The following is a 25,718-nucleotide window of genomic DNA, read 5'->3' on the forward strand; positions in this document are numbered from 1 at the left end:
GGTTGAGAAGCCAGAAAGCATGTTGAAACTGCGAATGCGAAAGCCAGAATTTTACGGAACATATGAAGTCTCCTGAAAAGAAGTTAAACAACATGTCTGTGTTCATCCGTTGCCATGATGGTCAAAAAGACGTTTTCCCATTGCCTCCTGAGGATTCAAAAAAAGCAGAAGAGTATTTATACAGAGCCGGCACACCTCCCGTATGAATGAAAAGTACATTGGAACCTTTCGGAAAATAACCGGTACGCAGCAGATCAATAAGACCGGCCATGGCCTTCCCCGAATACACGGGATCAAGAAGAATGCTTTCCGTGCGGGCCATGAGTCTGACAGCTTCCACCATGCCAGCATTGGGAAGAGAATATCCCGGATAGAAAAACTTATCGAAGCAGTGCACCCGTTCAGAAGGAAATTCTTCATTAATTCCAAGATAATGTAGAGTATCCGAGGCCAGATTCCGAACTTTTTCGGTCTGAGCGTCAGCAGGACGGCTTACGTCGCAGCCGATGACTTCGATATTGGTCTGGTCCACATAAAAGCCCGTCAGCAATCCGGCCTGCGTGCCCGCGCTGCCGCTGGGAACGACGACATACTGAATATCAGTATCCATCTGAAACATCTGCTGCGTAATTTCCTGCGCGCAGTTCATATAACCGAGCGTCCCCATGGGATTCGACGCTCCCCCGGGAATGATATAGGGACGTCGCCCCTCACGGATCAGCTCGTCCGCAAGCTCCTGCATGGCCTCGGGAGAAGAAGCGTCACCGGGAATGACTTTGATTCCCTTCACTCCCATGAGGTGATACAGCAGATTATTTCCCGTAGCCCGAGGATCATAGCTGTTCTTCACTCTCTCTTCGAGAACCAGATAGCAGTCGAGCCCTTCATGAACGGCCCACGACAATGTCAGACGGCAATGATTGGACTGAACACCGCCGCAGGTAATAACGCAGTCGGCCTTCTTCTCCAGAACGTCGGCCATAACAAAATCAAGTTTCCTGGTCTTGTTGCCTCCGGCGCATCCGGGAAGAAAGTCGTCCCGCTTTATATAGATATTAACCTCACCGCCGAGCGCTTGGGAAAGCCCCGGCAAAAAACAAACCGGCGTAGGCTGCTGAACATAGCCTCTGCGTTTAAACCTGGTAAGCTTCATCGCTCCTCCAGAACGTTAAAAATTTGAAGGTTATAACTTCTCAGTAAAGAAGTTTTGAAGGCTCAAAAGCATTGACCACTTCTATGGCCAGAGCATCCGTGGCATCGATGATGCTTTTGCCGAAAAGCTCCTTTTCGGTGATGGCGAGGGGAATTTCCGTGCATCCCAGCAAAATGGCGTCAACATCCTTTTCGGAAAGCCGAAGTGCCGCGTTAAGAAGTATCGCTCGCGATTCGTTGGATATGTGAGGCGTCGTTTTCTTTATGCCGAAGAAAGGACTGTTGATGGCCTCCTGCACGGTCGCGCATTCCTTATCGTTCAGAATAACCGGCGTAAAACCATATTTAATGAGCTCTTCCTGATACAGCCCCGTTTCCAGAGTGGCTACTGTCGCCAATATGCCGATATGGGAACCGGGACGGCAGGCTCTCTCTATCTGACGAATGCTGCTTTCAATAATATTGATGAACTGAACAGAATTGTCGTAGTTGTGAAGGGCATTGAGAGCGACATTCAGTATGCGCGGGTGATGGGCCGTATTGCACGGCATGGCGATGATCCTTGCACCGGACTGGGCAAGCTGCACCATGATTCTTCCGAGAGCTTCCCCGGGATTCTGACTTGTGCGCCCGAGAAGATAGGACGTTCGTATAGGCACTTCTCCGGGAAAGGAATAAAGCATGACCGGAAGATGTTCCTGATCTCTATCTGCTTTAGTTCGTTGAAAAATTTTTTTAACAAGGTCAAGACCCGCGTATGGGCCAAGACCACCGACAATGCCGATGTAGCCTTTACCGTGCATGATATACCTCCAAGAAGGAACGCACGCTTCTTCACGCAGGAAGAGTTATGGAAGGGGAGAAAAGAGAAGATAGTGAGGAAGGATGAGAAAAGGGACTTTTAAGGAGGGGCGTTTTTAAGGCAGAATTAATAACTTATATGTATTTTCTCTTTTTAAAAAAGAAAAATCGGACAAAGTCAAGAAGGAAAGAAAAATATACGAAAAAAATATCCTTTTTAATAATTCAACTCATGGAAAAATAAAAACATTTTAAACTTCGTCATCTCCGGCGCGCTCGCGCCGGCAAAAGACAGCTTTTCCCATTTTCCATCACAAGTCCTCCAGTGAACCGCCCTTTTTCAGCATGGAAGGATGCCTGTCGAGCGAAAGCTTTTTCAGCTTGGAGCGCAGCGTATTGGGATGCACGCCCAGAAGTTCCGCCGCTCCGCCCTCCCCGCTGATGCGGCCGTGCGTTTTGATGAGCGCCCGCAGAATGTATTTGCGAACAGCCGTCTCCAGCGTATCAAAGGGAGCGTTTTCCGGCTCTCTGCCGGACGGCTCCTCCACGCTTCTGATCCGGGTCGGAGTGCTGCCCCTCGTCATCTCCAGAGGATCGACCGAAACGACGAAGGGTTCGGACGTATTTCCTCCCCACAAGATGAATGCCCGTTCCACGGCGTTCTGAAGCTCGCGGATATTTCCGGGCCAGGCATACGAACAAAGCGCGTCCAGATTTTCAGCGCTGAGCTCCGGGACGGGACAATCCTGCTGCCGTGCCTTCTTCTGGATGAAGAACTTCAACAACAGCGGTATGTCTTCCGGCCGCTGCCTAAGCGGAGGAATCTGTATGGGAAACACGTTCAGCCGATAGAACAGATCCTCCCTGAAGGTTCCTTCCTTGACCATCATCGGAATGTTGCGATGCGTGGCGGCAATGATGCGGACATTGACGGAAATGGACTCTCTGCCGCCGACACGATACAACGTGCCCTCCTGCAAGACGCGCAGCAGACGCGTCTGAGCGGGAAGAGGCAGTTCCCCCAGCTCGTCGAGAAGCAGCACACCAAGATGCGCCTGCTCGATGCGCCCCTGCACCGTATGAATGGCGCCGGTAAAGGCTCCTTTTTCATGCCCGAAAAGCTCGCTGTCGATAAGCGTATCTGGAATGCATCCGCAGTTGACCTTGACGTAGGTATTAAAACCGCGCTCCGAAGCCCGGTATATGGCATCGGCCACGCCTTCCTTGCCGGTTCCCGTTTCCCCCAGAAGCAGAACCGGACAGTTCTGCTTTGCCACCTTCCATATAAGATCCACCGTGCTCTTCATGCCGGGAAGACTCGTCAGAGGCAGCATCTGCTGTTCGGCATTCTCGTCAAAAAATGAGTCGTCCCAGTTGGGCATGTTGTTGAAATAATGGGTAAGAATGTCTTCCAGTCCGAAAAGTCGGTGCGCATGCTCGCGGGTAAAGGAATTCTTCTTCTTTGAAATGAACATCAGTCCGCATATCATATTGTATTTATTGACGGCCCTGAACCGCAGGGAGGAAAAATCAACGGTGGGCATCATTTTCTTCAAAATGGATATGCTCGGCACGGTGTCGACGCGACTGCCGATGCGGACTGCACACTGCGGCGTATTATAAAGAGAAGCCTGCAGCTTTATGGGCGTTTCTATCTGCAGAAAGGAGTCCTTTCCATTGTCCTTGCGGGGAAACATGTAATATCGGCTCTTTTCCTTTTCCTGATTGGTAAAGGAAAACATGAGAAAGTCATAATCCAGTCGACCACGAAAAAAGGTAAAGAGTTTTTCCAGCAGTTCCTGAAGAGAGTGATGGTGAGCAAACAGCTCCGACAGCGCCTCTGTCATTTCATCGGGAAACTGAAAGCGTTCCTTGAAATCAGACTGGAAAAATATCTTCATGGCAACCTCGTCTCGTGGGAAGACCGAAAAATATACTCCTGCTGGCAAAATATCACGAAATATCGTGATTGAAAACGGCTGAAATGGTAAAAAAAAGCAATTCACCCCCTTCAGGGAGGCCTCCGGTTCAGCACTTCGGAATACGCCGAATGAAAAATATAAAAATATTATATAGTTATAATTTTTTTTCTTCATAATGGCCTGCTTCTTGCATGACGCATCTCGTAAGAGAAAACGCTGACCGGCTCTCAACCGGTCATCCCATACCCGTCCCCACAACCTGCAAGGAGTTACCATGAACCGTCTTCCCTTCACAGCCAAAGGCGTCATTCCCGCAGCTCTTTTACCGTTCCATGAAGACTGCTCCATTGATTTCGAGGAATTCAGAAGACATCTGAGCTATCTTGCCAACGTCAAGGGCGTCACCGCCATCTGCATCAACGGCAACGTGGCCCAGGTTCAGACTCTCACCCCGGAAGAACAGCGGCAGTGCATAGAACATGCCTTCGATGAAGTGGGCGGCAAGGTTCCCCTTCTTGTGGGCATCAACGCCGAAGGCAGCCAGCGCGCGGCTGAGCTTGCCGCCATGGCGGAAGCCAGCGGCGCTTCCGGCCTGCTGGTGTTTCCGCCGCACTTCATGTATCGCGGCGGTCATCTGCGTCCCGAAATGGCGCTCGTCCATTATAAGACCATTGCGGCGGCGTCCAGCCTTCCTCTGGTCATCTTCCAGTTCAAGGTGGGCAGCGGCCTGACCTATCCCGTGGAAACCGTGCGCCGACTCTGCATGGAGGTTCCCACCATCATCGGCATGAAGGACTCGTGCGGTGATCCCCGTCTGCATGAAAAGCACCTGCGCATGTTCCGTTCCTTCGACCGTCACGTCAGCATGCTGACCACTCACTCCGCCTGGCTGCTCAGCTCTCTGGCCCTCGGCTGCGACGGTCTCATTTCCGGTTCCGGCAGCGTGCTCGCCGACATTCATGCGGCGCTCTTTGCCGCCTTTGAAGCCAACGACCTTGTGCGCGCCCGCAAGATCAGCGACAGACTCTACCCCATTGTGGACGTTTTTTACGGAACGCCTCCGCTTCTGGACATGCATACCCGCATGAAGGAAGCGCTTGTCTATCTCGGCCGCATGAAGCGCGCGACGGTGCGTCCTCCGCTCTGCCCGCTTTCGGACGCCGAGCGTGAACGCATTTATGCCGCCATTGACGCCGTCGGCCTGAAAAAAGACGGATTTGAAGGGCTGACCTACTAAAAAAGAGCTCGGCGGCACCCTGTGCCGCCGGGCTTTCCCGTCAACTTCACGTCCATTGTCCGAGGAGAGCGTACCGTGAGCGATAAAACCATCGTCGAAAAAATCATCAGCGCGCACGCGGGCAGGGATCTTCACGCCGGGGATCTCTGCGTTGCAGAACTGGACTTTACGGCCGGCACGGAAACCAAATGCCCCAGAGCCGTCCGCATGTTTGAAGAGCTGGGACTGCCGCTGCACAGGCGCGAACAGGTGGCCATAGCCATGGATCACTTTGTCCCGAGCACGAATGCCCAGCGTACCAACAATCAAAAGAAGCTCCGGCAGTTTGCAGAAAAGGAAGGGATACGCCTGTTTCTTCCCGGCGAAGGCATCAGTCTTCAGCTTTTCATGGAACATCATCTTCTTTACCCCGGAGCGCTCGGCGGCATTGCCGACTCGCACGCGTCGTCTCTCGGGGCCGTCAACTGCTGCTGCCTCGCCATAGGCGAAACGGAGCTTGCCACGGCCATGGCGACGGGAAAGCTCTGGCTCAAGGTTCCGGAAAGCATAAAGGTAGAGCTCCGAGGCACCCTGTCGCCCGGCGTCAGCGCCAAGGATGCGGCCCTTGCCCTCATGGGGCTCATCGGTACGGAAGGCGCAAGCTATCAGGTACTGGAATTCTGCGGCGACGCGCTGAAAAATCTCGGCATGGGCGAGCGCTTCACGCTGTGCAACATGGTTTCCGACATAGGCGCAAAAACGGCCATCATGCCCGGCGACGAGCGCACCGAGGCATGGATGCTTGAAAAAAGCAACGCGCCCGGCCAGGTGGTCAACGCCGACCCGGACGCCTCCTACTGCCGGACGATCGAGCTTGATCTCGGAAGCATCGAACCCATGCTCTCCTGCCCGCATTCCGTGGACAACGTCCATGCGGTATCCGCAAAGGAGCATACGACGGTCAGTCTTGCCATCATAGGCTCGTGCACCAACGGAAGGCTCGAGGACCTGCGCGCGGCGGCAGCCGTGCTGAAGGACAGACACATTCATCCTTCCGTGCGCATGCTCGTCACGCCCGCGTCGCGCCGCGTGCTGCTTGACGCCAATGCCGAAGGACTCATCGACATATTCGTCAAAGCCGGGGCCATGGTCATGCCGCCCGCCTGCGGCCCCTGCACGAGCTTCACGCAGATAGGCGTGCCCGGCGACGGCGACAACGTCATATCCTCCGCCAACAGAAACTTCAAAGGACGACTCGGCAACAAATCCGCATCCATCTATCTGGCTTCGCCCGCGACCGTTGCGGCCTCGGCCCTGACGGGACACATCGCCGACCCCAGACCATACTTCTGCAGGAGGCAGTCTGCATGACCTTCAACGGATATGCCCATGTGCTCGGTGACTTCATCAATACCGACGAACACGCTTCCGACAAGTACCAGCCGGCGGGCACACCGGTAGAAGAAATCCGTCGCAACCTGTTCGGCGATCTGCGCCCCGGCTTTGTGCAGTCGCTGAAGCCGGGGGACTTTCTCGTTGCCGGAAAAGGCTTCGGAACAGTATCCTCCCGCGTCGACGCGAGCATCAACATCCGGGCCGTGGGAATCCGGGCCGTGCTCGCCCGCTCCTTCGGCATGCTCTTCTACCGGAACGCCATCAATTCCGGACTGCCCTGCATAGAATGCGACACGAGCGGCATTCACGACGAGGATGCGCTGGAAGTCGATTTCGACAGAGGCGAAATCCGCAACCTGACGACCGGAAGCCTGCTGACCTTCAACCCCTTTCCCAGGGAAATCCAGAATATTCTCCATGACGGAGGACTGCTGGAACATATCCGCAGGCACGGGGACTACTCGCTCTAACGGACAACACAGAAGGAGCATGAAGAAATGCCGCTGAATCTTTTTGAAAAAATATGTCTCAGCCACAACATGGAAAAAGACGGCATGCTGGACATACTGCCGGATCAGGTGCTCATTCACGACGCGCTGGGAACCCCGGTCTGCCTTCAGCTTGAAGCTGCGGGCATCACGTCCGTCAAACCGCTGCTGGCCATATACTGCGATCATAACACCCTGCAGGTAGGCTACCGCAACGACGACGATCACGTCTATCTGCAGGGCATGGCCAGGCGTCTCGGCGCCTGTTTCTTCCGCCCCGGCGACGGCATCTGCCACCAGACTCATCTGGAAACGTTCGCCTTTCCCGGCGGCGTTCTTCTCGGCGCCGACAGCCATACGCCGACCTGCGGCGGCATGGGCATGCTGTCCATAGGCGTCGGAGGACTGACGGCCGTCGGCGCGCTTGCCGGTTCGCCGTACCGCATTTCCCGCCCTTCCGTTCTGGGCATAGAGCTCGTGGGAAAGCTGCCGGAATGGTCCACGGCCAAGGACGTGGCCCTGCATCTTCTGAAGACCATCTCCGTCAAGGGCGGCGTAGGGAAAATTCTGGAATTCAGAGGCGAAGGCGCGGCCACGCTTTCCGTGTTCGAGCGGGCCACCATATGCAACATGGGAGCGGAAACGGGGGCCACGGCCTCCCTGTTCCCCAGCGATCATCAGACGCTGGCCTTCCTCCGGGCCTTCGGCAGAGAACAGGACTGGAAGGCTCTCGCGGCCGATGACCATGCCGCATACGATGATGAACTCGTCATCGACCTTTCCTCCATCGTTCCCATGGTCGCCTGCCCGCACAGTCCCGACAATGTCGTTCCCGTAAGCGAAATGGAGGGACTGAAGCTCGATCAGGTATGCATAGGAAGCTGCACAAACGCCCATTATGCGGACATTGCCGTCACCGCCGACATCTGGCAGGGCCGCACGCTGCCGAGAGACCTCGACGTCGCGGTGGCCGCCGGAACCCGCACCACACTGGAACAGCTCACCATCGACGGAAAAATCGCCCCGCTCATCGCGTCGGGCGCCAGACTGCTTGAATCCTGCTGCGGCCCCTGCAACGCCGCCGGCATGTCTCCCGGTTCCGGCAAGACCACCCTGCGCACCTTCAACCGCAATTTCAAGGGCCGCTCGGGAACCATCGACGCCAGTGTCTATCTCTGCAGCCCGCAGACCGCCGCCGTGTCCGCGCTCCACGGACGCCTCACGGATCCCCGCCGTTTCGGTTCCATGCCCCGCGTGTTCATGCCGGAACGTTTCCTTCTGGGCAGTCGCCCCGAAAGACCGTGCCCGGATCCTGAATTTCCCGTGCAGAAGGGCCCCAACATTCAGCCCATGCCCATGGGCTCGCCCGTGGAAGACACCCTCGCCATGACGGTCAAGCTGCTGGCCGGCGACAACATCACAACCGACCACATACTGCCCGGCGGTGCGGAAATGCTGGCGCTGCGATCCAACGTTCCCGCTTCCGTACCTCATGTATTTGAACGCATCGACCCCGAGTTCGGAAAGCATACCGACTCCCTGCCCAAGTCCTGGTGCGTGGTCGGAGGAGAAAACTACGGTCAGGGCTCCAGCCGGGAGCACGCCGTCATGGTCCCGCTGTACCTCGGCATGAAGGCCGTCATTGCCTGTTCCTTCGCCCGCATCTATCGCCGCAACCTCATCAACTTCGGCATACTGCCGCTTCAGTTCGCCGATCCTTCCGACAAGGAACGCCTGCGCCTGAACGATGAGCTCACGCTGACGGGCATTCATGAGGCCCTGAAAACGGGATCCCTTGTCCTGCACGACGTCACTCAGGGCCTAGACATTCCCCTGCTGTGCGCCGTGGACGACGAGGAACGGCATCTCCTGCTCGCCGGAGGTATTCTGACCAGTCTTGCAGGAAAGAAACAGAATTCCCCCGTCTGATTTCCTTCCGCCCTCCCCCCTGACGGGGAGCGCTCCGTTTCGTGGAGCGCTCCCCGCATTTTTTTTAACAACCGGGACATTGCACTCCTTCTCGGAAAAACGTCACGGAATATCGTGTTTTCAATCGAGGCTCCTGTCAGCGCAGCAGCCCGAAGAGACACCGGCACTTCTGACGGATGCGCGGCCCAGCTCTTTATTGCCGCCTGCCCCAGGCTCCATGCCGCCGTTTCCGGCGCAATGTCCCCGCCTGCCGGACGGTACCTGGGGGAAAAAACACGATTTCTCTCATCATATTGCAATATGTGCTATTTTTTTTCGACGGCCATTCGTCTTTTCTGAATCTTCCGCCACAGAAATTTCTTTTTTCAACAGTATTTCCACTCTCCGGTTTCACAGCGACACGCCAAATCCACGCCTTTGTCCGTTAGTTTTCCGTTCAACTAAAAACGACATTGAACAGAGATGAAATTTGGTACAAAATAACGAGAAAAACTACGAATATCCGTACTTTTCACGGCATTTTCAGGTCTCAAAACGCCGCATTTCATTTTTCATCATAAAAAACAGCATATTACAAAATGGCATATTTTTTGCTTTACCACTTTTAACTCCTGTCCATTGCTCAGTGTTTCCTTTCTCCCATCCCCTGCATTTTCATTCAAGGAGGTCTTGGCCGATGTTGGAAAATCTCTTATCAGGGCTCGGACTATGTCTGACTCCCTCGGTGCTTTTCTGGACAACGTTCGGAGCCGTACTGGGCCTGGTGCTCGGCATCATTCCCGGTCTGGGAAGCCTTATCGGCATGGCGCTCTGTCTTCCCTTCGTGTTCAAGATGGACCCGATGGAGGCCATGCCGTTTCTCGCCGCCCTCAGCGCCACGGGCTTTACGGGCGGTTCCATCACCGCAGTTCTTCTCGGCGTTCCGGGAGAGGCGGCCAACATCGTAACCACCTTCGACGGCTATCCCATGACACAGAAAGGACAGGGCGCGCGGGCCATAGGCGCCGCGCTCACGAGCAGTCTCGTGGGCGGCGTCCTCGCCGTGTTCATGGCCATGGGCATGATGTTCATCATCATGCCGCTGGTCATGCTGGTCACTTCCAAGGAAATGGTCTTCATCATTCTTGCCGGTCTGTCCTTCATCTGTCTTCTCGGGAAGGGAGAAAAAATAAAGAGCCTCATCAGCGGCTGTCTCGGCATTCTGCTTTCCTGCGTCGGCCTCGTGTCCGTATCTGGCGAAATCCGCTTCACCTTCGACAATCCGTTCCTCTTCGACGGCTTTTCCATCATCCCCGTGACGCTCGGACTCTTTGCCGTGCCGCCGCTCATCGCGCTGGCCATGAAGGGCGGCAGCGGCACCATAAGCAACAGCAAGGCCAAGGTCAGCATCCGCGACACGTTTGAAGGCGTGAAGGACGTTCTGCGCTACAAGTGGCTCTGCCTGAAATGTTCCGTCATCGGCTATTTCTTCGGCGTCATGCCCGGCGTCGGCGCTCAGGCCGCCGTGTTCGTGGCCTACGGTCACGCCAAGAGCTCGGCAGCCAATCCCGACGACTTCGGCACCGGCGACGTTCAGGGCGTCATCGCCCCGGAAAGCTGCAACAACGCCAAGGAATCCGGTTCCTGGCTGACGACCCTCGCGCTCGGCATTCCCGGCAGCGCCACGGGCGCGGTGGGCCTCGGCGCGCTGGTTCTTCTCGGCATCATGCCCGGCCCCAGCATGTTCACCGATCACCTCGATCTGACCATCTGCGTCTTCGGCACTCTGGCCACGGCCAACGTCATCGGCTTTATATGCTGCCTGCCCGTCGTCTCCTATCTTGCGCGCATCTCTCTCATTCCCGGGCGAATTCTTGTTCCGCTGGTTCTCGTCATCATCGTTCTCGGCGCCTACGCCACCCGGGGACTCATGGCCGACGTCTACATTCTCCTTTTCTTCTCCTGCCTCGGACTGCTGCTGAACCGCTTCAACTTCAACACCGGCAGCATGCTTCTCGGCTTCATTCTCGGAGACCTGTTTGAAACCTATCTCTTCATCAGTCTTCAGGCCAACGGCTGGACGTTCTTCATGAATCCCGGCCCCATCGTCATCCTCATCTGCACCATGATCTTCCTGGTTGCGCCTTTCGTCAGCAAAAAACTCCGTCAGAAAAGGACTGCCTAATGGACAAGAGAACCGTCAACATTATTTCCTATGCCGTCATTCTGCTCGTCTCCGGCTGGATATTCTATCTGACTTCCCAGCTGCAGCTCATGAACAGCCGAATACTTCCCCAGGTCGTCAACACCTTCATGGCCGCCCTTGCCGTTCTCGGCATCATCCGCGAGCTGTGCAGGAAAAAAACGGAACAGACTAAACCGGCACCGGGCAGATCCAACACCATGTTTCTGTGGCTGCTGCCCCTGGTCGGTCTGGCCATAGGATGCCGTCTGCTCGGATTCTATCTGGCGCCCTTCCTCTTCGTGGCCCTTTATGTCCGACTGAACGGCGGCAGCCTGAAGGAAACTCTTCTCTGCTCGCTGTGCGCGCCCGCCTTCATCTATCTGCTTTTCAACGTTCTTCTGAAGCTGGATCTGGAACAGGGGCTGCTCTGGAATCTCATTCAGGGTGCCTGAAAACCATAACAGGGAGAGACTCATGAAAAAACTTCTTTCAGTCGCTCTGGCCTTCGCCTGCGTCCTCGCCATGGCAACGTCCTCACTGGCCGCTGCGGAAAGTCCTGCGGAATTCTACAAGAAAAACAAGATAACGCTTGTGGTGGGCTCCAAGCCCGGCGGCGGTTCCGACATAGGCGGCCGTCTGATCGCCAAGTTCTGGAACGACGTGACGGGCGGCGAGATGCTCATCAAGAACATGTCCGGCGCGAGCGGCATCGTGGGGCTGAACTATGTGACGAACTCCGCCAAGGCGGACGGTCTCACCATGTTCATGCAGATGTTCGGCGACTGCTATCTCATGTCGTATCTCACCAAGAACCCCGCCAGCCGCTACGATTCCACGAAGCTGAACTACATCGCCGGATGCTATATCGAGCCCTGGGCCGTGGTGGTCAACGAAAAGTTCAAGACCCTCGATGATCTCAAAAAAGCCAAAAAGCTGCGTCTCGGCGGCATGTCACGGAACTCCTCTGGCGTGTTCAGCTCTCTTGCCCTCCTGTCCGTTCTTAATCTTCAGGGAACCATCGTCACCGGCTATCAGAGCATGGCCGAAGCCATTCTTGCCGTCGGCAAGGGAGAGCTCGACCTTGTGGTCACGCCCCTTACGCTGGCCATGCAGCAGGCCAGTCAGGGCATCGTTCCCCAGCCCTGGTTCCTCATGCTGGACAAGCGCGATCCGGCAGAACCCGACATGCCGGTCCTGACGGAATTTGTCGACATGACCCCGGAACAGCGCAAGATCTTCGACGAGATGTCCTTCATGAGCACGTCCGTGCGCATGGCCGCCATGCGTGAAGGCGTGGATCCCGAACGCGTGAAGTATGTCCGTGAAGCCTTTGCCCGCATCGAACAGCTCCCGGCCTTCCGTGAGGCCGTCAGCAAGATCAACCGCACCGGCCCCGGTTTCCTGCTCGGTCAGGACCTGGACAAATTCATTGCCGACTGTTTCTCCCTCGACATCAATTCCATCGAAACTCTCCTCAACACCTACTGTCCTCTCAAGTAGCGTCTTTTTCCTCCCCGTACAATCCGCCCAAAAACAAACTCCGTACCGGACTTTTCCGGTACGGAGCAGGGGCTGTTTTTTCCCTCAACCCCATGGGGAACACCATGAATCTCCAGTCTGTCAACGCGGGCATGATGCCATGCGACGCCTTCCGAACCGTTACCGACCACTTCAGTTGCAGCTCATTCGACAGCATTCCGCCCCTCAGCGTGGAACGCGCCAAGGACATCGTCATCGACATTCTGGGCTGCATGCTCAGCGGACACGCGGACCCGTCTTCTGAAGTCATCCGCAATCTCGCCGCATCATGGGGCGGAACGCCCGAAAGCTCCATGCCGGGCAGCCCTCGGAAAGTACCCGCCCGCAGCGCGGCCTTTGCCAATGCCGTGGCCGCACGGGCCTTTGATTTCGGCGTCGGCGGTTCCTCGGCCCTGTCCCAGAAAAAGCCGCCCGTGCACATCAGCGAAACGCTGGTTCCCGCGGCTCTCGCCGTAGGAGAAAAAACCGGAGCCAGCGGAAAGGAGGTGCTTGTTGCGCTCGTCACGGGCGAAGACTTTGCGGGGCGCCTTGCCGCAAGTCTGAGCTTCACGGCGCCGCTGGACTGCCGGGGAACCGTCAACACGCTCGGCGCGACGGTGACCGCAGGCAAGCTGCTGGGACTGACGTCCGAACAGTTCGGGCATGCCCTGTTCATCGCCGCTCATCAGGTGGGAGGCGTCAGGCAGGGCACGCAGTTCAATCTCGGACAGGGATTTTCCGCCATGACGGGAATTACCGCCGCAGAGCTGGCACGCCAGGGCATTCAGGGCGTCGACGACCCCGTGGCCGAAGGCAAAACGCTTCTGAGCGTCTTTTCCTCCGGCTTCGACGGGCACACGTTTCTTGAAGGGCTGGGAACCGTCTTCCATACCAGCGTGTCGTTCAAGCGCTACCCCTGCTGCCGGGCCACGCACTCCTCCATAGAGTGCACACTGGAGCTTCTTCACGAGGGGCTGACCGCCGACAACGTGGAGTCCGTCACCATTCATGTTTCGCCCTGGACGTGCGCCCATCTTGTGGGCAGACCCTTTGCCCTGCGGGCAAATCCCCATGCCGACGCCATATTTTCCCTCCAGTATGCCGTGGCGAACGCGCTTTTGCGCGGCGACTGCCTTCTGGAACACTACACGCTTCCCTTCATCACCTCACCCGACGTCATGGAGCTCACAAAGCGCATCCGCATAACCTCGGAAGGATGGCCCCTTCACGACGGCGATCCCAAGCTTTCCTCCTTTCTCGACGTGGAAACCAGAGACGGAAAACATCTGCAGGCCGCATCCCGCTTTCCCCGCGGGCACGAGCTCATAGGCCCGCCGCTCACCGAAGAGGAGAAGAAGGAAAAATTCATGCGCAACCTGGCGTTCTCCGCTCATGTTGCATCGGAAAAGGGAGAAGCGCTCTACCGGGCGCTGAAGCATCTGGACGAACTGGACAATCTTTCCTGCATAACCGACCTGCTCGCTCTCTGAGCTCTTTCCTCAACAGTACTGGAGGATGAACCATGTCTCCCTCTCTGGCGGAAAAAGCGCTTGCCTACCACCGCATGCCCGTTCCGGGAAAGCTGGAAGTATTCCCTACCAAGCCGTGCTTTTCTCAGCAGTCTCTTTCCCTGGCCTATACCCCGGGCGTCGCCTGCGCCTGCAAAGACATTCTCGACCACCCCGACCATGCTTCGGACTATACCGGCCGCAGCAATCTTCTGGCCATGATCACCAACGGAAGCGCCATCCTCGGTCTCGGGAACATCGGGCCGCTGGCGGGCAAGCCGGTCATGGAAGGCAAGAGCATGCTCTACAAGTTCTTTGCCGACATCAACGTCTACGACCTCGAGCTCGACATCAGAGATCCCGACAAGTTCATAGAAACCGTAACGGCGCTTGCCCCCACCTTCGGCGGCATCCATCTCGAGGACATCAAGGCGCCCGAGTGCTTCTACATCGAGGAAACGCTCAGATCCCGCATGAACATTCCCGTCTATCACGACGATCAGCACGGGACGGCCATCGTCACGGGAGCGGCGCTCATCAACGCCCTGCATCTTACCGGCAGAAAACCGGAGGAAACCGTCGTGGTCATTGCGGGGGCCGGAGCCGCAGGCATTGCCTGCGCCAGACTCTTTTCCGGACTCGGCATACGCAAAAGCAACATGCGGATGTTCGACTCGAAGGGCTGCGTGCACGCGGGAAGAGAAGATCTGAACCCCTACAAGGCGGCCTTTGCGCAGCCAGGCGACATGTCGCTTCCCGAAGCCCTGAACGGAGCCGACGTTTTTCTCGGCATGGCTACGGGCAACATCGTCACCGGAGACATGCTGAAAACCATGGCTCCCTCTCCCGTGATTTTTGCCTGTGCCAATCCTGAACCGGAAGTAAGCGCCGAGGAAGCAATGACCGCGCGACCGGACGCCATCATGGGAACCGGTCGCTCCGATCTGCCCAATCAGATAAACAACGTGTCCGCCTTTCCCTTTCTCATGCGCGGCGTGCTCGACATACAGGCAAGCTCCATCACCACGTCCATGGAACTTGCCGCCGCCCATGCCATAGCCATGCTCGCCCGGGAGTCAGTTCCGGAAGAGGTGACCGCAGCATACGGAGGCCGGCACTTTTCCTTCGGCAAGGAATACCTTCTTCCCAAGCCCTTCGACCCCCGGCTCATGGAACGGATAGCCCCTGCCGTGGCAAAAGCCGCCATGGAAAGCGGCGTTGCCGCCCGAACCGTGCATGAGCCCGAGATCTACAAGGCCGCGCTCAAAAAACGCATTCATGACGTTCAGCAGCGCGTGCACGCCATGATGAATCTGCAATAAATCCGCCTTCAGCGGCAGCAGAACGACATTCCCCATGCATGAAACGGGAGGCGCTCCGGACACGCCTCCCGTTTCTGTTGCCGCACGCTTACCGGCACGGAGAAAAGCTCCGCGTCCTTTTCCGGCGCTGCTCCGGCTTCGGTCGATTCCTGCAACCGCAGCTTCGACGACGCGCCTCACAGAGCAAAGGCCGCCTCCAGCGCGCTGCGCATGGCCAGACGCACGTTGCCCGCATTCAGACAGTCCCCTATGCGGCGCATAAAAAAGCCCCGGCGTTCGTCGGGGCTTTTTTATGTCGCACGGCCTGCCGGCTCTGCGGACCGGCAGGCTCGTGCCGCTACTTTTCGTTGAGGAATTCCATGACCTTGTTGCGGAAATCCTTGTAGAAGGGCTTTTCCATCATCATGGCATGAGCCGCACCCTTGATTTCCACAACCCTGGAGCCGGCGGGCAGCTTGGGTTCAAGAGCATGGAACAGATCCTTGTTGATGTAGGGATCCTTGTCGCCGGCTATGACGAAGGTGGGAACCTTGAGCTGTTCGGGGAAAATGAGAAGGTTGGAAGGCGAGGAGACGAGATCGCGGCGGCCGCCGTTGGGGCTGGAGCTGCCGTCGTAGCGCCAGCAGTTGGACTGAAATTCCGCCACTACGGCAGGTTCCACGATGCTGTAGTCGATGTCGCCCTTGTCGGTCATCTGAAAGTCGCCGGCCGCGTGCACCCAGGTATTATTGTTGAAGGGAGAGGTGACGTTGCCCGCGCCGAGACCGCCCAGAATGGGAGCGTACAGAACAAGACGGCGCACCATGTCGGGATGCTTCGCCACAAAACGGCTGCTCGTCACCGTGCCCCAGCTCCAGCCGAGCACGTCGATCTGCTTCTGCCCGCTCGCCTTCACCACGGCCGCAGCCGCAGCGGCCACGTCTTCGGCGGCATAGTCGGAATTGGGCATGAAGCCGTCTTCCACGGCCTGAGACTGGCCATAGCCCGCTACATCCAGACGCCACACCGCATAGCCCTGATCGGCCAGGAAGCGAACCAGACTGTAGTCGCCGTAGTTCACGTCGAACTCATGGGAAGAGTATGTCAGACCGTGCACAAGCAGAATGTTCTTCTTCGGCGTCGTGCCCGCACGCTTCATGCAGTCGAAGTGAAGCTTGTATCCGTTGCGCTCCAGAGGAAGCACGGCATAGTCGTAGGCGCGGACGCTCTGCTCGGCGGCAATTGCGGGCGAAAACACGGAAACAGTGGAAAAGGCGAGCTGCAGCGCCAGGGCGGCGCAGGCAAACAGACGGAGAAGCACGGGAACACTCCTTGGCTTGAGGTGAACGAGGAAACAGAATGACAATTCTGCAAAAACACCGGCCTGCTTCTTATACAGGCCTGAGCGGACATTTTTGTCAAGTAGCGGACATAAATCAATTTTGTACCATCCTTTTCATGTTCCGCCGCAAGTGACGCGGCACGCTCCGTCCACGACCTCACTCTCCGCGTTCCCCGTTTCTTCGTTCCCGCCATACCGCGCTCTTCGCCCGAGGAACGTTTCCGCCCCTTATCCTCCCATTCCCGCAAGGCTTTTCCTGCCCCTCTCCCGAACTCGTCATTTCCCCCCTTCCGATCCGCCCGGAGCGTCAGCCGGCGGCCGCCCTCCCCTCTGACGACAGAAGAGTGCGCCTGACTGCCGACCACTCGGAACACCCAGGCAGGAGCAGCGGCACTTCTGACGAGACGGCCCGGTCTCCGGCATCCCTTCACTGTCATTGAGCTTCTGAACAGCCTTCGTCCTCTGCAGTTTCGGACACCTTCACTGGTCGTCATTTTTACAAATTATTCATTAACTATAAAGAATAACTTCCAATATTTTACAAAATCAGCTCTCGGGGAAAACGGCTTCCTCCTCTGTTGTGATGTCAAAGCCGTATGCAACGGAAGAAAAACAAAAGAAACCAGGTCATGAAATGACAGATCATTGCAACGTAATCATCGTATTTATTTCATAAATTACAAGAAATACGAAAAACATTAACAATATTGACAAAAATTGCTCACTCTGGTATTTTACATTATTGTAAAATATAGTTTCCGGGAACGCCGGAAAAACACAGGAAAAAACAGCAGGCTGAAGGCTTTGCCCGCCTGCAGGAGAAAAAACGTGATCAGGCTTTCCGACATTCATAAGTCCTTTGGTTCACACGAGGTACTCAAAGGCGTCAATCTGGACGTGAAGGAAGGAGAAAAGCTCGTCATCATCGGGCCTTCCGGTTCCGGCAAATCCACCACCGTGCGCTGCATGAACGGTCTGGAAACGCCCACGTCCGGCCATGTCTACATAGACAACACCGAACTTACCAGGCAGAACCGCATCTCGCTTGTGAGAAGCACGTCCTCCATGGTGTTTCAGCAGTTCAACCTGTACCCTCACCTCACCGTGATGGGAAATCTCACGCTCGCGCCCATCAAGCTGTTCGGCAAGAGCAGGAAGGAAGCGCAGGAGCTCGCGCGCCACTATCTTTCTGTGGTGGGTCTTGAAGAAAAGGCCAACGCCTACCCCGCCACCCTTTCCGGCGGCCAGCAGCAGCGCGTGGCCATCGCCCGCGCCCTGTGCAGTCAGACCAAGATCATACTCTTCGACGAGCCCACCTCCGCCCTCGACCCCGAAACCGTGCAGGAAGTGCTGAACGTCATGGTGAAGCTGGCCGGCGAAAAGAACATCACCATGGTCATCGTGACCCACGAAATGGGCTTTGCCCGCGAAGTGGCCGACCGCGTCATCTTCATGGAGGACGGCACCATTCTGGAGGAAGGAACTCCCGAACACTTCTTCGTGAACCCCACCCACGAACGCACCAAGCAGTTCCTGGGCAAGATTCTTCACTAGACACTCTCACGCCTGCAAAGCTGCGGGTTCCTCCTGCACGCCTTTTTTTCGTCCGTCCGCCGGATTTTCCGGCTTTTGTCATGTGCCTCGCGTTCCCCCCGCGCAAGGCAGAACCCCTAATGCCAGCCGGCACACCAGGAGGCATCACAATGAAAAAACTTCACCGCATGGGAGTCCTTCTTCTCTCCGCCCTTGCCGCTCTGAGCTTTGCCACGAGCGCTTCGGCCGCAACTCTGCCGGACGATGTCCAGGCCATCGTCAAGCGCGGCGAGCTGCACGTGGGCGTCAAGTCCGACGTTCCGGGCTTCAGCATGCAGGATCTTTCCGGCAACTACGCCGGCATGGAAGTGGATCTGGCCAAGAAGCTTGCCGAAGCCATGGGCCTCAAGGCCGACAAGGTTTCCTTCACGGCCGTGACCGCCAAGACCCGCGGCCAGCTTCTCGACACCGGCGACATCGACATGGTGCTCGCCACCTTCACCATCACGGCCGAACGCAAGAACATCTGGAACTTCTCCACCCCCTACTACACCGACGCCGTCTCCCTTCTGGTGAAGAAGAACTCCGGCATTTCCGGTTACGCCGACCTTGTGAACAAGCGCATCGGCGTGGCTGAAGGCTCCACCTCCAAGGACGCCCTCATCAAGGCTGCCGCCGAAAACGGCGTCACCCTGACCGACACCGCCAACATCCAGACCTTCCCCGACTATCCTTCCATCAAGGCCGCCCTCGACGCCGGTCAGGTTCAGGCCTTCTGCGTGGACGGCTCCATTCTTTCCGGCTACCTTGACCCGAGCACCGAAATTCTGACCACCGTGCGCTTCGCCCCGCAGGACTACGGCGTGGCCACCAAGCTTTCCAACAAGGGGCTTGCCGGCTTCGTGGAAGAAAACATTTCCGCCTGGCTCAAGGACGGCACCATAGACAAGATCATTGCCAAGAACGGCGTCACGCCTTCCTTCAAGAAATAACATTCCTTCAGGGCGGCGCGGCTTCGGCCGCGCCGCAGAAAACAGGTTTGAAACGTGATTGAACAAATACTGTCACCCGCATGCTGGATGGTGTTTCTGGCCGACTGGACCCTGTTTCTGCAGGCCTTCGGTGTGACCGTCATGGTCTCCATCGCCGCGCTGGCCCTCGCGCTGGCGCTCGGCGTGGTGTTCGGCGTCATGTCCACCTCGCATTTCGCCGTGCCCAGAAGCATCGCCCGTGCCTATGTGGAAGCCATACAGAATACGCCGCTGGTCCTTCAGGCCTATGTGTTCTATCTCGCCCTTCCCTACATCGGGGTCATGATGGGCCAGATTTCCGTGGGCATCTTCGCCGTGGGCATCTATCACGGCGCCTACATTGCCGAAGTGGTGCGCGCAGGCATCCAGTCCATTCCGCGCGGTCAGGCGGAAGCGGCGGCTTCTCAGGGCTTCACCTACGTGCAGACCATGCGCTGGGTCATCCTGCCCCAGACGGTGAAGATCATCCTGCCCCCGCTGGTCAACCAGATGGTGAACCTCATCAAGAACACCTCCGTCATCGCCCTCATAGGCGGCACGGATCTCATGAACCGGACCAACGACTGGGCCACCAGCGGAGCCAGCATCTACGGCCCGCCCTTCCTCGTGTGCGGCGTTCTGTACTTTCTGCTGTGCTTCCCCCTTTCCACCTGGGGACGCCGCTATGAAGAACGCCTGAAGAGAAAGGACAGCCGCGCCGGACAGGAACTGAAAAAAATAGAGGAAGAACTGTCGTGATAGAGGTCATCACCCGCACCTTCACGCCCGAGATACTCACCTACCTTCTGGGCGGCGCCTGGCTCGTCATCGAGCTTTCCGTCGTCATCGTGATATGCAGCATCTTCTTCGGGCTCATTCTGGCGCTCCTGCGCAGCTACGACAAGTTCATCCTCGGCAGACTCGCAGGCATCTACATCGAAATTTTCCGCAACACCCCCAACCTCATGTGGGTGCTCATCTGCTACGTGTACGCGCCTCTGCCCACGGCCTTTCTGCGCTGCACCTTCGCGTTCGTGCTGTTCACTTCGGCCACCATTGCGGAAATCATCCGCGGCGGTCTGAACTCCATTCCCAGAGGACAGTTCGAGGCCGCGGCCTCCCAGGGCTTCAACTTCGTGCAGACCCTTATCTACATCATCCTGCCGCAGTGCTTCCAGAACATCGTTCCCACGCTGCTCAGTCAGGTGATCACCGTGGTCAAGGACACCTCGTTCCTTTCCATGGTGGCCGTGGCCGAACTCATGTTCCGGTCCCGCAACGCCCTCGCCCTGCTGCCGCGCTACACCGGCCAGACCGTGGGCATCGCCCAGGTCGCCGTCATTTTCGGTTTCGCGGCGCTCATCTACTTTGCCATCAACTTCACGCTCTCGTGCGTTGTCCGCAACATCCAGAAGCGTCGCCGCTCCCGGGCTGCGCGCAACATCGGCGACGCCGCCTAGCGCGAAGCGCTCTTCTGCAGCACATTCCCTCCTTGAAAGGGCCCGACCGGTTTTGCCGGCGAGCCTTTTCCTTTTGCCCGGCGCAAAGGCGCTCAGCCGTAACCGTTGCCCGCCTGCATCTCGTCGCTGTAAAGCGTCTCTCCCGCTTCACAAGCGCGGAAAAAACGACACCCCGGCTCCCGGCCGGAGCTACCCGGCCCATCGAATTTTTTCAAAACGCCGTTTGTCTCCGACACCTTTTTTCGGAACGTTCCTTTCTCTCGTCTTCGCGTAGAGCGACAGAGCTTTCAGCCCCGCTGCCGCGCTGTCTGAAAAAGCACAGCTTCCGTTCGACCGGAACATCCCGCCTTTCGTTCCTCCCTGACCACGCATCCTTTTTCCGGTCCCGGACTTTAAAAGATGAGACGTCTCCCCTTCTCCTTTTTCTTTCTGCGGCGACGAGTGCAGGCGATAGCCGGAAAAAGGACGCATGATGTCCATGAAACGCAGCGCCCTCTCGCCCCTTCTGCGAAGGCGCGCAACAACGAAAAGGCTTCCGCGCAAATTTTCTTCTCCCCTACGCAATGACCGACCGCATTGCCGGAATACGCACACGCTTCTTCGTTTTTTCTGCAAAACAGGCTCCCTCTGTCATGTATCTTTTTTCACGATAATAAGAAAACGAACGTTACAAAAAAACGAAGCAACGAGAATGAAGGAACATGCTTGATAAAACAGATGATTTAAGATACACAGGAGAACTATAAATGCCGTATCAGAAATGTGTTTTACTGATAAGGGCCCTTTCGGGATACCCGCCGTACGGCACGGCTCCGGCGATGCTCCGCAAGCATCTTTTCAGAAAGAACGACGTTCGTTCCGCCTGAATCCGCGACGTTCCGTCGCGGAAAACCCTACATGGACAGGACATATGCCATGAAAAACAACGTTGAACTCCATTCCCGCGCTCCCATGCCCCTGGTCATCGCCCATCGCGGCGCAAGGGGGCACGCTCCGGAAAACACGCTGACCTCAGCCTCGCTCGGCTACGAGGTAAAGGCCGATCTCTGGGAGCTGGACGTCAACTATACCAGGGATTACAAGCTCGTGGTCGTGCACGACGATACGCTCGTGCGCACCACGAACGTGGAAGAGGTGTATCCCGGGCGCCCCTCCTACCGCGTATGCGACTTCACGCTGGAGGAACTCGGCAGGCTGGACGCCGGATCCTGGTATGAAGGCCGCGACCAGTTCGGCCGCGTGGCCGCCGGAGAACTGAGCGCCGGAACCCTCGCCTCCTTCAGGGGGCTGCGCATTCCCACGCTGGAACAGGCGCTCGAACTCACGAAGCGCTTCGACTGGGCCGTGAATGTGGAAATAAAAAATCACGCCCATCTCATCGGTCATGATACTGTAACAAAAGATGTGTTAGAGATGATCCGCCGCTTCGATATGGTTGAGCAGGTCATCATTTCCTCGTTCCAGCACCGCTATCTGCTGGAGTGTCACGATCTCTGCCCCGAAATCGCCACAGGCGCTCTCGTGGAGAATACCCGTCCTGAAAACCCTGTCGAGCTGTGCCGCAGCCTCGGCGTGAATGCCTATCACCCCGACAGGCTGATTCTCGCGCCCGGCGACCTTGCCGCGCTCCGCGACGCAGGCTTTGCCGTCAACGTGTGGACCGTCAACGACATGGATGAGGCGAAAAAGCTGGTGGAAGACGGGGCGAGCGGCATCATCACCGACTTCCCGGCCGCGTGCCGGGTCGCTCTGGGCAGAGACTGAACCGTCACAAACGCGCTCCCTGAGGGGGGAAGAACCTTCCCCCTCTTCTCCGGGGCGGCGCGTGAAACATAGTTCCATCCGGGATTTTCCCGGAGACTCCAACCGGACAAACGTCCGCAAAGGCAGGAGAACTTATGCGTTCACTCCGATCAGTGGCCCTTCTGGCCGTCTCTCTGATGCTTCTTGCTGCTCCCGTGCAGGCCAAGACCACCATTACCTTCTGGCACGGCATGGGCGGTGAACTCGGTGAGATCACCGACAACATCATCAAGGACTTCAACGCTTCTCAGGACAAGTACGAAGTCAAGGGCGTGTACAAGGGCAACTACGACGAAGCCATGACCGCCGCCATTGCCGCCTTCCGCGCCAAGCAGCATCCGAACATCATTCAGATCTTCGAAGTGGGCACCGCCAGCATGATGGCCGCCAAGGGTGCCATCCGTCCCATCTGGGAAATCATGGAAGCCGCGGGCACGCCCCTCGACATGTCCAAGTTCCTGCCTTCCGTGACGAGCTACTACTCCACGAGCGACGGCAAGCTCATCGCCATGCCCTTCAACGCCTCCACCACGGTTCTCTACTACAACAAGGACGCCGTGAAGAAGGCCGGCGGCGACCCCGAAAACTTCCCCCGTACCTGGCCCGAAGTGGCGGACCTCGCCCGCAAGATCAAGGAATCCGGCGCGTGCAAGTACGGCATGACGAGCGGCTGGCAGTCCTGGGTGCAGCTTGAAAGCTTCTCCGCCTGGCACAACGTTCCCTTTGCCTCCAACCACAACGGCTTCGACGGCCTTGACACCGAACTTCAGTTCAACGGTCCCCTGCAGGTCAAGCACATCGACTTCCTCTCCCAGCTCAACAAGGAAGGCGTTTCCGTGTACGTGGGCCGCAAGTCCGAAGCCATCAACACCTTCACTGCCGGTGAAGCCGGCATTCTCATGAACTCCTCCGGTTCCTACGCCGCCGTGAAGGCCGGCGCCAAGTTCAACTGGGGCGTCATGGTTCTGCCTTACTGGCCCGACGTGGAAGGCGCTCCCCAGAACACCGTGATCGGCGGCGCCGCCGTGTGGGCCATGGCCGGTCATTCCAAGGATTCCGAAAACGGCGTGGCCGCCTTCCTGAACTACGTGCTGCAGCCCGAAGTGCAGGCGGCCTTCCATCAGGCCACCGGCTACGTGCCCGTCACCCTCGCCGGTTACGAGCTCACCAAGCAGCAGGGCTTCTATGAAAAGAACCCCGGCACCGACGTGGCCGTGAAGGCTCTCTCCGACAAGAAGCCCACCATCAACACCCTCGGCCTGCGCCTCGGCAACTTCGTCCAGATCCGCAACATCATCGACGAAGAACTCGAAGCCGTCTGGTCCGGCAAGAAGACCGCCAAGGACGCCCTCGACTCCGCCGTGAAGCGCGGCAACGTGGAACTGCGCCGCTTTGAAAGGGCCAACAGCTGATACGCTCACCTGAAAGGGGAGAGGATGCCCTCTCCCCTTTTTTCAACCGCAGCCGACAAAGGAGTTCTCATGCAGGATGAACGCTACGCGTTCCGGGGCAAAAAGCATCTGCTGCTGCCCATCCTCTTCCTGCTGCCCCAGCTTGTGATCACGGTGGTGTTCTTCTTCTACCCCGCCGGTGAGGCCCTGCTCGGGTCGGTCTATATGGAAGACTCGTTCGGCCTTTCCAGAGAGTTCGTCGGACTGGACAACTTCGCAGTCCTTTTCTCCGATCCCAGCTATCTTGAAACGCTGTATCTCACCTTCATTTTCAGCATCGCCACCATCACGCTCACCATGACGGTTTCCCTGCTCATGGCCGTGGTCGCCGATCAGGTGCACGTCGGCGGCACGCTCTACAAGTCGATGCTCATCATTCCCTACGCCGTCGCGCCGCCTCTTGCCGGCGTGCTCTGGCTCTTTCTGTTCAACCCCTCCGTAGGTGTGCTCTCCACGCTGCTCGACAGCCTGGGCTACACCTGGAACCACAAGCTCAACGGCAATCAGGCCCTGCTGCTGCTCATCATATCTGCCTCATGGAAGCAGATTTCCTATAACTTCCTCTTCTTCCTTGCCGGACTTCAGGCCATTCCCCGCTCGCTCATAGAAGCCGCCGCCATCGACGGCGCGAGCCCCTGGCAGCGCTTCCGCAACATCATCTTCCCCCTGCTTTCGCCCACGACCTTCTTCCTGCTCGTGGTCAACACCATCTACACGCTGTTCGAGACCTTCGGCATCGTGCACGCGGTCACGCAGGGCGGCCCCTCCCGGGCCACGGAAACGCTCATCTACAAGGTCTTCAACGACGGCTTCATCGGGCTCGACTTCGGCGGTTCCTCCGCACAGTCCGTGGTGCTCATGTTCATCGTCATGATTCTGACCTTCCTGCAGTTCCGCTACGTCGAACGCAAGGTCAACTACTAGCCGCCACAGGAGAAGACTCGTCATGGTAGAAAAAAAAGGACTCGGAAGAGCGCTCAGCCACGCCGTTCTCCTGTTCGGCGCGGCCATCGTTCTCTTTCCCCTGTACGTGGCGCTCGTGGCCACATCCCACAGTTACGACGTGCTCATAGGCACCACGCCGCTGTGGTTCGGTCAGGAGCTCATCAAGAACTTCACCACCGTGCTCACCCAGGGCCTCAAGGCCGCCGGCGGCATTCCCGTGTGGGTCATGATGGGCAACAGCCTCATCATGGCGCTCGGCATAGCCCTCGGCAAAATCGCCATTTCCATCACTGCGGCCTACGCCATCGTGTTCTTCCGCTTCCGCGGCCGCGAGCTGTGCTTCGTGCTCATCTTCATCACGCTCATGATGCCCGTGGAAGTGCGCATAGTGCCCACCTTCCAGGTGGCCGCAAACCTGAACTTCATCGACAGCTACGCCGGACTCATACTGCCGCTCATAGCCTCGGCCACAGCCACGTTCCTGTACCGGCAGATGTTCATGACCATACCGCAGGAACTGCTTGAGGCCGCGCGCATCGACGGCGCCGGACCCTGGCGCTTCTTTGTGGACGTGGTGCTCCCGCTCTCCCGCACGAACACCGCCGCCCTCTTCGTGGTGCTGTTCATCTACGGCTGGAACCAGTACCTCTGGCCCCTGCTCGTGACCAATCAGGAAGGCATGTATACCGTGGTCATGGGCATACAGCGCATGGTGAACATTCCCGACGCCGTGCCGGAATGGAACCTCATCATGGCCGTGGCGCTTCTCGGCATGCTGCC

22 protein-coding genes are annotated in these 25,718 nt (G+C 57.5%); 17 read left to right on the plus strand and 5 right to left on the minus strand.

Features of this window, described 5'->3' with window-relative positions; translation table 11 throughout:
• Positions 1-121: 121 nt before the first annotated feature.
• From Q0J81_RS03575 to Q0J81_RS03585, 3 genes are all read right to left on the minus strand, one after another.
• Complete coding sequence (locus tag Q0J81_RS03575; protein WP_294446064.1) at positions 122-1,153, minus strand: D-cysteine desulfhydrase; 1,032 nt, start codon at positions 1,151-1,153, stop codon at positions 122-124.
• Positions 1,154-1,193: 40 nt separating this feature from the next.
• Positions 1,194-1,955 (minus strand): amino acid racemase, encoded by a 762-nt coding sequence (locus Q0J81_RS03580; RefSeq protein ID WP_294446065.1) that lies wholly within the window; start codon positions 1,953-1,955, stop codon positions 1,194-1,196.
• A 309-nt stretch (positions 1,956-2,264) separates the two neighbouring features.
• Positions 2,265-3,854 (minus strand): sigma-54 dependent transcriptional regulator, encoded by a 1,590-nt coding sequence (locus tag Q0J81_RS03585; RefSeq protein ID WP_294446066.1) that lies wholly within the window; start codon positions 3,852-3,854, stop codon positions 2,265-2,267.
• A 295-nt stretch (positions 3,855-4,149) separates the two neighbouring features.
• Here Q0J81_RS03585 and Q0J81_RS03590 point away from each other — a divergent pair, with 295 nt between their 5' ends.
• The 9 genes from Q0J81_RS03590 (at position 4,150) to Q0J81_RS03630 (ending at position 15,415) form a co-directional block, all read left to right on the plus strand.
• Positions 4,150-5,112, plus strand: coding sequence for a dihydrodipicolinate synthase family protein (locus tag Q0J81_RS03590; protein WP_294446067.1), 963 nt, complete (start codon positions 4,150-4,152; stop codon positions 5,110-5,112).
• 75 nt (positions 5,113-5,187) lie between these two features.
• On the plus strand, positions 5,188-6,462 hold the full coding sequence (locus Q0J81_RS03595) for a homoaconitate hydratase family protein (RefSeq protein WP_294446068.1): 1,275 nt from the start codon (positions 5,188-5,190) through the stop codon (positions 6,460-6,462).
• A complete protein-coding gene (gene leuD, locus Q0J81_RS03600) occupies positions 6,459-6,956 on the plus strand; it encodes a 3-isopropylmalate dehydratase small subunit (RefSeq protein ID WP_294446069.1) in 498 nt (165 codons plus the stop codon). The genes Q0J81_RS03595 and leuD overlap by 4 nt, the downstream gene beginning before the upstream one ends.
• A 27-nt stretch (positions 6,957-6,983) precedes the next feature.
• Positions 6,984-8,903, plus strand: a complete 1,920-nt coding sequence (locus Q0J81_RS03605) for an aconitate hydratase (RefSeq protein ID WP_294446070.1) — start codon at positions 6,984-6,986, stop codon at positions 8,901-8,903.
• Between the two features lie 676 nt (positions 8,904-9,579).
• Positions 9,580-11,067: a tripartite tricarboxylate transporter permease gene (locus tag Q0J81_RS03610; RefSeq protein WP_294446071.1), complete on the plus strand. Its 1,488-nt coding sequence runs from the start codon at positions 9,580-9,582 to the stop codon at positions 11,065-11,067.
• Entirely contained in the window at positions 11,067-11,519 is a 453-nt protein-coding gene (locus Q0J81_RS03615) for a tripartite tricarboxylate transporter TctB family protein (RefSeq protein WP_294446072.1), read from the plus strand. Before Q0J81_RS03610 ends, Q0J81_RS03615 begins: the two co-directional genes overlap by 1 nt.
• Before the next feature lie 22 nt (positions 11,520-11,541).
• Positions 11,542-12,567, plus strand: a complete 1,026-nt coding sequence (locus Q0J81_RS03620; RefSeq protein WP_294446073.1) for a tripartite tricarboxylate transporter substrate-binding protein — start codon at positions 11,542-11,544, stop codon at positions 12,565-12,567.
• 104 nt (positions 12,568-12,671) lie between these two features.
• Positions 12,672-14,075 (plus strand): MmgE/PrpD family protein, encoded by a 1,404-nt coding sequence (locus Q0J81_RS03625; protein ID WP_294446074.1) that lies wholly within the window; start codon positions 12,672-12,674, stop codon positions 14,073-14,075.
• A gap of 32 nt (positions 14,076-14,107) precedes the next feature.
• A complete protein-coding gene (locus Q0J81_RS03630) occupies positions 14,108-15,415 on the plus strand; it encodes a malic enzyme-like NAD(P)-binding protein (RefSeq protein ID WP_294446075.1) in 1,308 nt (435 codons plus the stop codon).
• 337 nt (positions 15,416-15,752) lie between these two features.
• Here Q0J81_RS03630 and Q0J81_RS03635 read toward each other — a convergent pair whose 3' ends face one another.
• Positions 15,753-16,715, minus strand: coding sequence for an alpha/beta hydrolase (locus Q0J81_RS03635; protein WP_294446076.1), 963 nt, complete (start codon positions 16,713-16,715; stop codon positions 15,753-15,755).
• Between the two features lie 849 nt (positions 16,716-17,564).
• Here Q0J81_RS03635 and Q0J81_RS03640 point away from each other — a divergent pair.
• The 4 genes from Q0J81_RS03640 to Q0J81_RS03655 all read left to right on the plus strand — a co-directional run bounded on the left by Q0J81_RS03640 (position 17,565) and on the right by Q0J81_RS03655 (position 20,739).
• Positions 17,565-18,290 (plus strand): amino acid ABC transporter ATP-binding protein, encoded by a 726-nt coding sequence (locus tag Q0J81_RS03640; protein WP_294446077.1) that lies wholly within the window; start codon positions 17,565-17,567, stop codon positions 18,288-18,290.
• 149 nt (positions 18,291-18,439) lie between these two features.
• Positions 18,440-19,261 carry a transporter substrate-binding domain-containing protein gene (locus Q0J81_RS03645; protein WP_294446078.1) on the plus strand — a complete coding sequence of 274 codons (822 nt, stop codon included), beginning with the start codon at positions 18,440-18,442 and terminating at the stop codon, positions 19,259-19,261.
• 54 nt (positions 19,262-19,315) lie between these two features.
• Complete coding sequence (locus tag Q0J81_RS03650) at positions 19,316-20,038, plus strand: amino acid ABC transporter permease (RefSeq protein ID WP_294446079.1); 723 nt, start codon at positions 19,316-19,318, stop codon at positions 20,036-20,038.
• Positions 20,035-20,739 carry an amino acid ABC transporter permease gene (locus tag Q0J81_RS03655; protein ID WP_294446080.1) on the plus strand — a complete coding sequence of 235 codons (705 nt, stop codon included), beginning with the start codon at positions 20,035-20,037 and terminating at the stop codon, positions 20,737-20,739. The genes Q0J81_RS03650 and Q0J81_RS03655 overlap by 4 nt, the downstream gene beginning before the upstream one ends.
• Positions 20,740-20,928: 189 nt before the next feature.
• Here the strand turns inward: Q0J81_RS03655 and Q0J81_RS03660 are convergent, their stop codons facing one another.
• The gene (locus Q0J81_RS03660) at positions 20,929-21,219 is read right to left on the minus strand and encodes a hypothetical protein (RefSeq protein ID WP_294446081.1); all 291 of its coding nucleotides are present in this window, start codon (positions 21,217-21,219) and stop codon (positions 20,929-20,931) included.
• Between the two features lie 435 nt (positions 21,220-21,654).
• On the opposite strand from Q0J81_RS03660, the gene Q0J81_RS03665 reads away from it, so the two are divergent.
• The 4 genes from Q0J81_RS03665 to ugpE all read left to right on the plus strand — a co-directional run.
• Entirely contained in the window at positions 21,655-22,503 is an 849-nt protein-coding gene (locus Q0J81_RS03665) for a glycerophosphodiester phosphodiesterase family protein (protein WP_294446082.1), read from the plus strand.
• Between the two features lie 134 nt (positions 22,504-22,637).
• Positions 22,638-23,954 carry a sn-glycerol-3-phosphate ABC transporter substrate-binding protein UgpB gene (ugpB, locus tag Q0J81_RS03670; protein ID WP_294446083.1) on the plus strand — a complete coding sequence of 439 codons (1,317 nt, stop codon included), beginning with the start codon at positions 22,638-22,640 and terminating at the stop codon, positions 23,952-23,954.
• 69 nt (positions 23,955-24,023) lie between these two features.
• Entirely contained in the window at positions 24,024-24,917 is an 894-nt protein-coding gene (gene ugpA / locus Q0J81_RS03675; protein ID WP_294446084.1) for a sn-glycerol-3-phosphate ABC transporter permease UgpA, read from the plus strand.
• Positions 24,918-24,939: 22 nt separating this feature from the next.
• Positions 24,940-25,718: sn-glycerol-3-phosphate ABC transporter permease UgpE (gene ugpE / locus Q0J81_RS03680; protein WP_294446085.1), on the plus strand; the 779-nt coding region annotated here is incomplete at its 3' end.

It is taken from the genome of uncultured Mailhella sp. (assembly GCF_944324575.1).
Lineage (GTDB): Bacteria > Desulfobacterota > Desulfovibrionia > Desulfovibrionales > Desulfovibrionaceae > Mailhella.